Origin of the sequence: Streptococcus sp. k-378, from assembly GCF_013277505.1 — a bacterium.
Classification (GTDB): Bacteria; Bacillota; Bacilli; order Lactobacillales; family Streptococcaceae; genus Streptococcus; species Streptococcus pseudopneumoniae.
In genome coordinates this window covers 1-9,791 of the sequence record NZ_VMNC01000148.1, presented here as the reverse complement: position 1 = coordinate 9,791, position 9,791 = coordinate 1, and the positions used below count along the sequence as shown (strand labels likewise).

Sequence of the window (9,791 nt, the reverse complement as noted above, 5' to 3'; positions counted from 1 at the left end):
TTTGATTTCAAAATCTAGTGGAATAAATCTGGAATAGTCCATCGAGCTTTCTAATACTCTTCGAAAATCTCTTCAAACCACGTCAACGTCGCCTTGCCGTGAGTATGGTTACTGACTTCGTCAGTTCTATCCACAACCTCAAAACAGTGTTTTGAGCTGACTTCGTCAGTTCTATCTACAACCTCAAAACAGTGTTTTGAGCAACCTGCGGCTAGTTTCCTAGTTTGCTCTTTGATTTTCATTGAGTATAAAATAATCCTCTTCTAGTTTCGCATAAAATGATGAATTTTGTCAAGTTCCAACCAAAAAGAGCCTGAAATTCACTTTCAGGACTCTCTTCTTATTTAATCTTTTCTTCTTCGTAGTCACCCTTGCTACAAACAATCTGCTTGCCACCACCACGGACTTTTTTCTCCATGAGGAAGTTGCCACATTTTGGACAGTCACGACCAACAGGCTTGTCCCAAGAGGTAAATTCACATTCTGGATAGCGATTGCAACCATAGAAGAGGCGATTACGCTTGGTTTTTCGCTCAATAATTTGTCCCTGATGACAGCTTGGACACTCAACACCAATCTCTTTCACGATTGCTTGGGTATGACGGCAATCTGGGAAATTGCTACAAGCGTAGAATTTACCAAAACGACCAAGTTTAATGACCATTGGACTGCCACACACTTCACAGTCAAATCCAGCTGGTTCATCCTTAATCTGGATTTTTTCCATTTCTTCTTCAGCCTTGGCAACTTCTTTAGAGAATGGTTTGTAAAAGGCATCAATGACCCGTCGCCACTGCTCTTTTCCAACTTCGACATCATCCAGTTTACCTTCCATTTCAGCTGTGAAGGTCACGTTTACGATATCTGGGAAATATTCAACGATGAGCTTATTGACAATTTCTCCCAACTCTGTCGGTTCAAAACGTTTGGCTGCCAGGCGAACATAATAACGTTTCTGAATGGTTTCAATGGTTGGCGCGTAGGTTGATGGACGTCCAACCCCATTTTCCTCTAAGGTTTTAATCAGTGTTGCTTCAGAATAACGGGCAGGCGGTTGGGTGAAATGTTGCTCTGGTTTGCTATTGACCTGTTTGACCACATCTCCAACAGCCATATCTGGTAGCATTTTATTCTTATCAGAATCATTATAAATGGCAAGATAACCATCAAACTTAACCTGACTACCATTGGCAGCAAATTGAACTCCATTTTGAGACAATTTAACAGCCATGGTATCAAAAACGGCCGCTGTCATCTGGCTAGCCACAAAACGATTCCAGATAAGGGTATATAGCTTGAGCTGATCCTTGTCCAGATACTTAGCGATGCTTTCTGGTGTATTAAAGACACTCGACGGACGAATAGCCTCATGGGCATCCTGAGCACCTGATGCGTTTTTGACCTTGCTACCGTGCTTAGAATACTTGCTATCAAAACGATCCGTAATGAAGCTTGCCGCCTCATTTTGCGCTACAGGACTGATACGAGTCGAATCGGTACGCATATAGGTAATCAAACCTTGAACACCAGAACCGATATTAATTCCTTCATAGAGCTGTTGGGCAACCATCATGGTTTTTCGAGTACGGAAATTGATTTTATTGGCAGCATCCATCTGCATAGATGAAGTGGTATAGGGTAAAGGAGCATTGCGCTTACGCTCTTTCTTATCCACCTGATCTACTGAAAAGTCTTTACTCGTCAGACGAGACAAGACTTCCTTGACTTCGTTATTGCTGGTCAGTTTCATCTTTTTACCATCTACTCCATAGAAGGAAGCATGAAATTGTTTGGTTCCCTTTTTAAAGACAGCATCAACTGTCCAGTATTCTTCTGGCTGGAAGGCATTGATTTCATTTTCACGGTCAATGATGAGTTTAAGGGCAATGGACTGAACGCGACCTGCTGACAAGCCCTTCTTGACCTTCTTCCACAAAATAGGCGAAATCGAATACCCTACCAAGCGATCCAAGATCCGACGAGCTTGTTGGGCATCGACCAAGTCCATATCGATCTTACGAGGTTCTTTAAAAGCATTTTTGACTGCATCCTTGGTGATTTCATTGAAGACCACACGGTTGGCATCATTTTCATCCAAGTTGAGAATATGGGCCAAATGCCAAGAAATCGCTTCTCCTTCACGGTCCGGGTCACTCGCGAGAAAAACTTTATTAGCTTTTTTAGCTTCTTTTTTCAAGTCATTGATAAGAGGGCCTTTTCCTCGGATATTGATATATTGCGGTTCATAATTATTTTCAATATCGACGGACATACTGGATTTCTTCAAATCACGGATATGCCCGACACTGGCTAAAACCTTGTAGTTTCTGCCGAGATATTTTTCAATCGTCTTGGCCTTAGCAGGCGACTCCACGATGACTAGATTTTTTTTAACTGTTGATTTTTTCTTTTTTGTTGCCGTAGCCACAGTATCACACCTTTTCAAAGTAATAAACTTTATAAAGTTTAAACCATTTTTTGAACCCTGTCAAGACTTAGCTACTATAGATAGAAGAAAAGTTTTATGCTTAAGACCGCATCTTCCTTTGATATACATAGAAGACTCACGAGAAAAACCAGCTATTCTCAAGAAATTATTGTTCCTCAGACTCTGTATCAAATTTATTGGCTTTTTCCTTTTCTTTTGCTTCCTTATCCTTGATATACTGGAAGAAATACTCCACCAGTTCTTCTTTACTAAGTTGTTCTGAATCAGACAATTGGGAAACTTGAACAGAAACATCACTTAAACCATAGTCACCTCTCTTACTTGAAATCATATCGAGTTCTTCTTCTGTCAAATAATTTCCTGAAATGGTTAGCTTTAGGGTATGAGTCTTTTTAGAATAGATTTTTTTCAAAATATTATGCCCCTGAAATTGCTCTGATATAAATTTCTTAAGGGACTCTTTTTTCAACGTTTCTCTCACTAAAGTCGTTGCAGAGATAAAACTCGGAATCATCAGCAAAACAGCAACTAGAAGCAAAATCCTGCGCATTTTAGAGTCTTCTTCATTATCTTTAAAATAATGTTTCTTAACCATCATCAACCTAACACCTATATAAGTCGCAATGACAATAAAGCTACAATTGATGAGGAATAGGTAAGAGGAACCTATGATAAATTTTAGATTAGCAGAAGCAATAGCATAACCTACTGTACAAAGAGGAGGCATCAAGGCAGTTGCAATTGCTACACCAGGGACGATATTATTGGTCTCTTTTTTCCTAGCACCAATAATACCAGCTATCCCTCCTACAAAAGCAATGAGAACATCCCAAATAGTCGGAGAGGTTCTAGCAACAATCTCCGAACTAGCATACGAAATGGGAGAAAGATAAAAATAAAGTGTTGAAGCTATTAAACTGGCAAGAATTTGAATAGCTAATATTTTAAAAGATTTTCTTAACAATTTAAAATCAAATATAGCTAGAGAGAGCCCCACCCCCAGAATAGGTGTCATCAAAGGAGAGATTGACATGGCTCCAATAATCACAGGAGTCGAATCCATATTTAATCCGATAGAGGCGATAAGCATGGCACATAGCAAAATCGCTAAATCACTTCTGGAGAGTTCTAATTCTTCATATATTTTATTTCTAAATTCTACCAACGAATACAGTTTATTATTTGTCACAAATGTCTTCCTTTCCTAGCTAACTAGTCGCTAATACTCTTCGAAAATCTCTTCAAACCACATCAGCTTCACCTTGCCGTANNTGCGGCTAGCTTCCTAGTTGGCTCTTTGATTTTCATTAAGTATAAAATTCTAACAAACTCAATACTTTAGTAGTCTGATATGCCAATCTCATGAGGTCTTTTTATCATTTTCCATCATATCCTGACGCAAATGTCTACTGATGTCTCTCATCAGTTTCATTTCTAGTAAATGAAAATCAAACTCGGAAGCTCACCGCAGGCTGCTCAAAACACAGCAAGGCAAAGCTGAACTGATTTAAAAAGATTTTCGAAGAGTGTCATCATCAATTTCAGACCATTTTTTATAATAACCATTTTATTTTTATCTGTCAAGGTCTTTGAATTCTTTCTTAACAAACCGCTTACAACCTCTACTTTTGAAGGCTCTATTTTTCCCTACTGGCAATACTTGAAACGATACAGCTCCCTGACAGTAAGCTGACCAAGATTAGTCACAAGCAACTCTCCTTTCTCAATTACACTAAATTACTTTCCTTCCTCTGGGAAAAGTCCTCCACTCTACTTATTCACTTAGAAAAAACGCATAATATCAAGTGCTGAAAAAACTGATACTATGCATTTATTGTGGGGATATTTACTTCATTTTATCTTGAAATTGATTTTTTCTCAGAATTCTAGCTTAGGTCATTTTTAAAATTCAAATTCCGCAAGCACATCCTGCCCACTGGTGACCAATTTTGCTCCTTCTTGAATCAAATGATGGCAACCGTCTGATAGTCCATCTAAAATGCTACCAGGTATAGCAAAAACATCGCGTCCTTCTTCCATTGCTCGCTCACAGGTAATGAGACTCCCCGAGCGCATCTTAGCCTCTGCTACAATCACGCCACGGCAAAGTCCAGCAATGATGCGATTACGGGCAGGAAAATGAAATTTCAGAGGTTGTTCGCCAGGTCCATATTCACTGAGAACCAGATGATCATTGCCGATGTAGTCTTGCAAACGTTTATTGGCTTTAGGATAAAACACATCCAGTCCTGTTCCAATCACTGCAATGGTTTTTCCGCCATTTTGAAGAGCTGCCATATGAGCTGCTGTGTCAATGCCCTTGGCTAATCCACTGACGATAACCAGTTCATTTTCCAATCCCTGAATGACTTTTTCAACTGACTTAGCTCCCTGTTTGCTACAAGCGCGACTTCCTACGACTGCTACCTTCGGGAATTTCAGGAGGTCAAGATTTCCCTTGTAAAATAAAAGTACAGGTGCATCGTATATTTCACTCAAATCCCAAGGATAACAGTCGTCTAAAATAGAGAAAGATGGAAATTTTTGAAACTCCTTCTCCAAATGCGCATCATCTATCTGAAAATAACGTTCCATAAAAACGGCTGGATTACGGCAACCTGATATATCTGCAATATCACCTAACAACAGTTCTTGATCAACATTTTCACCGTATTCTAGGACTGTCAAAATCTGTTGATTGGTCAAACCTGATTTTTTTAACTTATAGATTTCATAGTTTGTGATTTTCATAAATAACTCCATTTCTTTATCTACTCATCTATCTATTCGTAAAAGTTCGTAAAAAATCAAAAAAACATCCGACTATTTTAGTCAGATGTTGGAATCTTTAATTTTCGTTTTTAAGAATTTCTTCTAATTTATGATAGTCTTGGACACTATCGATCTCATAGATGCTATTGCCTTCTAATTCTTCAACATAGACATCTAGCTCTTTGATATTATCCTTAACCATATTGTCCCAATAGAGATCAACAAATTCACCACTTGCATAAGCCTTGTCGATAAAGCTGACAATCTTTTCTGCAGTTGGAGCATCCCAGAAGGATACACCACTAAGGATGCGACCTGCCTTGCTATCAACAATAATGTCTTGAACCTTGTAGTCATCTCCATAGACCAAGAACCATTCGTTGGTACAATCTTCACGATAAACACTAAAATAAGTCGAACGAGTCAAATCATTGCGGAACATATTTTTAAAGAGGTAGTTATCTGCATCAATAACATAGCTGTTGGCCAATTCTTCTTTTACAAGATAGAGAGAGTAAAAGTTATTGTAATCAGCGTATTTATCATTGAAAACGAGGCGAACTCCGTATTTCTCTTTTAAGTAATCGAATTGTTCTTTAAGATAACCAACGATGATGATGATGTCATTGATTCCTTTTTCTTTGAGAAACTCAATTTGGTATTCAATCAAAGGTTTTTGATTAACCTGAACCAAGGCTTTAGGGGTATTTTCAGTCATAGGACGCAAGCGAGTTCCCAATCCCGCTGCTAAGATAATGGCTTTCACACGAATCTCCTTTATTCTTTAATAATAATATAAACTCCAGCAATGACGACAAGTGACGTAATAATTGTCAGCATATCTAGCGGTGCACCCAAGAAAACAACTGCAAACAAGACAGTCCATACTACATAGCTCACGTTCAAGCCTGTAGCCTTGGCTGGTTGCAAGCGATTGATAGCGATATAATAAGCCAAGTAAGAAATCATATCAAAGGCTGCAAAGACAATCATGAGACCTAGTAATTGTCCATTGGCCACTTCTGCAAATGACTGATGAGAGAAGAGCACAATCACAAGATAGGACAAGAATGAAGTTACTTGACGGATTAAGAGGGCCTCAATTTCACTCAATTCACTTTCCATGGCAAAGGAGCTAAGGACACTCTCACTCCCCCATGCAATAGCACAAACTAAAGCACAGAGAATACCAATGTAGAAGGAATTAACCTGTTCAACCTTATAGGTCTGAGCAATTATCCCTCCAATAATCAAGACAATCCCAAATACAGTATTTTTTGAAATCTTGTGCTTCAAAAAGAAGAAAGCCAATAAAACTGAAATTGCAGGGTAAATAGCCGATACAGATGAAGCTAAGGAACTTCCGATATACTTAACCGCATAAAGATTGGCCTGCATACCAATAGGACCTGCTAGCAAGGCTCCGATGATAACACTGACATTGCGAATATTTAAGAAAATCGAGAGGCGAACTTTTCCTTCTTTTACCAAGAGAAAAGCTAGTAAGATAAAGATGCTCAAAAAATCATGAGCTGCAGCCACCACAAAGGGTGATAAATCTGTAAAAATCGAAAAGATATAAGCACTAACCGTTAGACCCAAGCCCCAGAAAATACCTGAGAGAAGGCCAAAAGGAACTCCGTTTTTACTTTTCATCTGAACCTCCATAAGAAGCCAAACCTTTAACAGCTCTTTGGTAACGATTCACACCATAGTCACCAAAATCTGCACCTTGCTCTTCTTTGTAGACTGTCCATAGACTCCAAATAACATCTTGTAAAATTTTATAAATGGCAATCTTTTCACGAGAGACAGGTGTTTGCTCACTCTCATAGTGAGACAAGAAAGCTTCTTCCTCTTGGGAAGTGAATTCAGACTCTAAAAAGAGAGCAGCCAAATCCCACATTGGATCGTTCATTGATGAATATTCCCAGTCAATCAGATATAGACGTCCCTGAGGTGATTCGATAAAGTTTTCAGGCACTAAATCGATATGACAAGATTTTCTGTCAACACCTAAGTCAGCCAGTCTTTTCTCTAAGGAGAAGACTTCTTCTCTAACTGCTTCATAGTTGACATAAGGGATTTTCTCTTCAATCAAGGATTCGTATTTTTTGATTTCTTCAAAAGGAGCAAATTCTCCTCTTAATTCCTTGCCAGAAGCATGAATAGTTTGTAATATTGGAGCAATTTTATCAAATTTGGTCTTGATTGACCTTGAATCAAGCGTAATCGCAGATTCGATATACTCATTAACTTTGATACCAGCTTCAATATCAAAAAGATAATTTTTTACATCTAGGTCTAAATCTTTAAGTAGTTCAAGATTGTACTTTTCATCTTGACGATTGATCAGTTTTTCTGTCCCTTTACCAAAGAATTTAACAATGTACTGCCTATTTGTTGTTTTAGCCAAATAGTTTTGATTGGTCATTCCCCCCAGTTGTTCAACACTGAGGACTTCCTCTTCTTGACTAAGTAAGGAAGAAATTTTTTCTTTAATGATTTTCTCCACAATTAACCTCCAGCACTTATACTTCCCACTTAAACACGGTTTTAAAGGCTGTGTTTAAATCGGTCGCAAAGACACGGTGAATATCTTTAATTTCTCTTACAGGTTCTTCTAGATAAAGGATATTTTTAAGACGATTGGCAAATTTCTTGACTTCCATCATTTGGATGGCATTTTCAAAATCAATACGACCAGAACGAGAGGAACCAACCAAGAGCAAGCCTTTTTCTAAGGCATCGCGAGTATTGAGATTGACTTTATATTCGCTAACTCCCATCATGAGAATTGTTCCCTGAGGACGAATGTAGCGAATTAGGTCATTTATAGCCGGTCCAGTACCATTACCACCACAACACTCAAAAGCATGGTCAAAGGCCAAATCTTCAGGAATATTATCAGTTATATAGCATTCTTTGGCAAAAGAGAAGAGTTCCAACTTTTCCCAATGACGACCAATAACCACAATCTCTGCTTCTGGCAAAGTATAGTTGATAATATTGGCAACCACAAATGCTAAACTTCCATCTCCGATAACGGCGATTCGGTCTCGCTTACTATGAGCAAGAGTCAATAGGCGATTCATAGCGTGCATACCGACACTGACAAACTCTGTAATGGCTGCAACCGTGTCTTCAATAGCATCATAAGCCACCACACGGTCTTTAGGGAGAGAAACAAACTCTCTCATAAAGCCATCAAATCCACTAGACAAGAAATGGGTCCCTGTCATGTAGTTCTCATAGAATTCTTCATCACTCTGCATAGGAGGATGATTGGGAATCATGACAACTTTTTGCCCAACCTCGTAGGTTCCTGTCGGATCAGAAATAACGGTTCCACATGATTCGTGAATCATTGCCATTGGAAGTTTTTTATTCAAAATCTTTGGATCACGTTTTCCCTGGTAGTAACGCTGATCCGCATGACAGACCGCCATATAATTAGGGCGGATGAGGATATGATTCTCTTGGTCAATAGCCTCTTCCTGGTATTTGACATTGATAAACTTAGGCTTAGTTAGTTGATAAATTTGATTAATCATTTTACTAGTCTTTCTCAATCATACTTTTTGCAATCTTCAAATCTGTTACGGTTGTGATTTTTAGATTTGAGTATTCCCCCTTAGCCAAGGCCACATCTTTTCCTTTGATCACAAAGATTTTACATGCATCTGTCAAGATTTCCTTCTCTTCAGCAGAAAGAGAGCCATAAAGGTCCATGAAGTCCTTGCAACGGAATGTTTGAGGTGTTTGCCCTTGATAAAGGTGAGCACGATTTGGAATATCTGTAATAAATTGACCGTTGGTGCTTTCAACGATAGTATCAACCGCCTCTACCACTGTGTCCACTGCGTCATGATTTTGGGCAAGTTGGATATTGTCCTGAATCATGCGAAGTGTAATAAATGGACGAACAGAATCGTGGGTAACAATGATATCCTCTGGAGTAAGCGGACGATAAGCATCAATGGCTTCAATGATTTTCTCAATACTTGTATTTCGGTCAGCACCACCCTTTGTAATGATGATACGATCCTTATGAAGAGGAAGATATTTATCTACAAGATCTTCTGCATGAGAAACCCAGTCTCCATGAACCCCAACTACAATTTTTTCAATACTTGGTTCCAAGACAAATTTTTCAATTGTATGAATCAAAATAGGTCGATCACCTAGCTCTAAAAATTGTTTTGGCAAGTTACTGATTCCCATGCGTGTGCCAGTTCCACCAGCAAGAATTCCTGCATAAATCATCTATTTTCTCCTTTGTCTTACTAAAAAAACTTATTCTTTCTATTATACCACAATCTAGTCCTATCATGAAAGAAATACCGGCCCTCCCGTTCTAGAATAGAAGGATTAAGGAGTTCTATTATTCAAAGAAACTAGTCCATTTCTAGTAATGACCAGGAATTCTGTAGTCATTGCTAATAAATGGCTGTGAAATTTTAGAGTTCTTCAGAATAATATAATTTTCTTAAAGAAAACTTAAAAGTAAGCTTTGAAACTTCAAAGTGATTACTTGACTTATACTCAATGAAAGTCATAACCACCCGTG

At 38.5% G+C, this 9,791-nt stretch carries 9 protein-coding genes; all 9 read right to left on the bottom strand.

Annotated features, from left to right (window positions below):
- Nucleotides 1-50: 50 nt before the first annotated feature.
- A complete protein-coding gene (locus HT719_RS11825) occupies nt 51-242 on the bottom strand; it encodes a hypothetical protein (RefSeq protein WP_050482100.1) in 192 nt (63 codons plus the stop codon).
- A 98-nt stretch (nt 243-340) separates the two neighbouring features.
- Nucleotides 341-2,428 carry a type I DNA topoisomerase gene (gene topA / locus HT719_RS10835; RefSeq protein WP_172929208.1) on the bottom strand — a complete coding sequence of 696 codons (2,088 nt, stop codon included), beginning with the start codon at nt 2,426-2,428 and terminating at the stop codon, nt 341-343.
- 166 nt (nt 2,429-2,594) lie between these two features.
- Nucleotides 2,595-3,638 (bottom strand): DUF389 domain-containing protein, encoded by a 1,044-nt coding sequence (locus tag HT719_RS10830; protein ID WP_172929207.1) that lies wholly within the window; start codon nt 3,636-3,638, stop codon nt 2,595-2,597.
- Between the two features lie 713 nt (nt 3,639-4,351).
- Nucleotides 4,352-5,200: a DNA-processing protein DprA gene (gene dprA / locus HT719_RS10825; protein WP_031243441.1), complete on the bottom strand. Its 849-nt coding sequence runs from the start codon at nt 5,198-5,200 to the stop codon at nt 4,352-4,354.
- Nucleotides 5,201-5,297: 97 nt separating this feature from the next.
- Nucleotides 5,298-5,987 carry a sugar phosphate nucleotidyltransferase gene (locus HT719_RS10820; protein ID WP_000643965.1) on the bottom strand — a complete coding sequence of 230 codons (690 nt, stop codon included), beginning with the start codon at nt 5,985-5,987 and terminating at the stop codon, nt 5,298-5,300.
- A gap of 11 nt (nt 5,988-5,998) precedes the next feature.
- Nucleotides 5,999-6,877 (bottom strand): DMT family transporter, encoded by an 879-nt coding sequence (locus HT719_RS10815; protein WP_172929206.1) that lies wholly within the window; start codon nt 6,875-6,877, stop codon nt 5,999-6,001.
- On the bottom strand, nt 6,867-7,736 hold the full coding sequence (gene licA / locus HT719_RS10810) for a choline kinase LicA (protein WP_172929204.1): 870 nt from the start codon (nt 7,734-7,736) through the stop codon (nt 6,867-6,869). Before licA ends, HT719_RS10815 begins: the two co-directional genes overlap by 11 nt.
- Before the next feature lie 16 nt (nt 7,737-7,752).
- Nucleotides 7,753-8,775 (bottom strand): ribitol-5-phosphate dehydrogenase, encoded by a 1,023-nt coding sequence (locus tag HT719_RS10805; RefSeq protein ID WP_049524202.1) that lies wholly within the window; start codon nt 8,773-8,775, stop codon nt 7,753-7,755.
- Nucleotides 8,776-8,779: 4 nt separating this feature from the next.
- Nucleotides 8,780-9,487: a 2-C-methyl-D-erythritol 4-phosphate cytidylyltransferase gene (locus HT719_RS10800; RefSeq protein WP_172929202.1), complete on the bottom strand. Its 708-nt coding sequence runs from the start codon at nt 9,485-9,487 to the stop codon at nt 8,780-8,782.
- Nucleotides 9,488-9,791 lie beyond the last annotated feature (304 nt).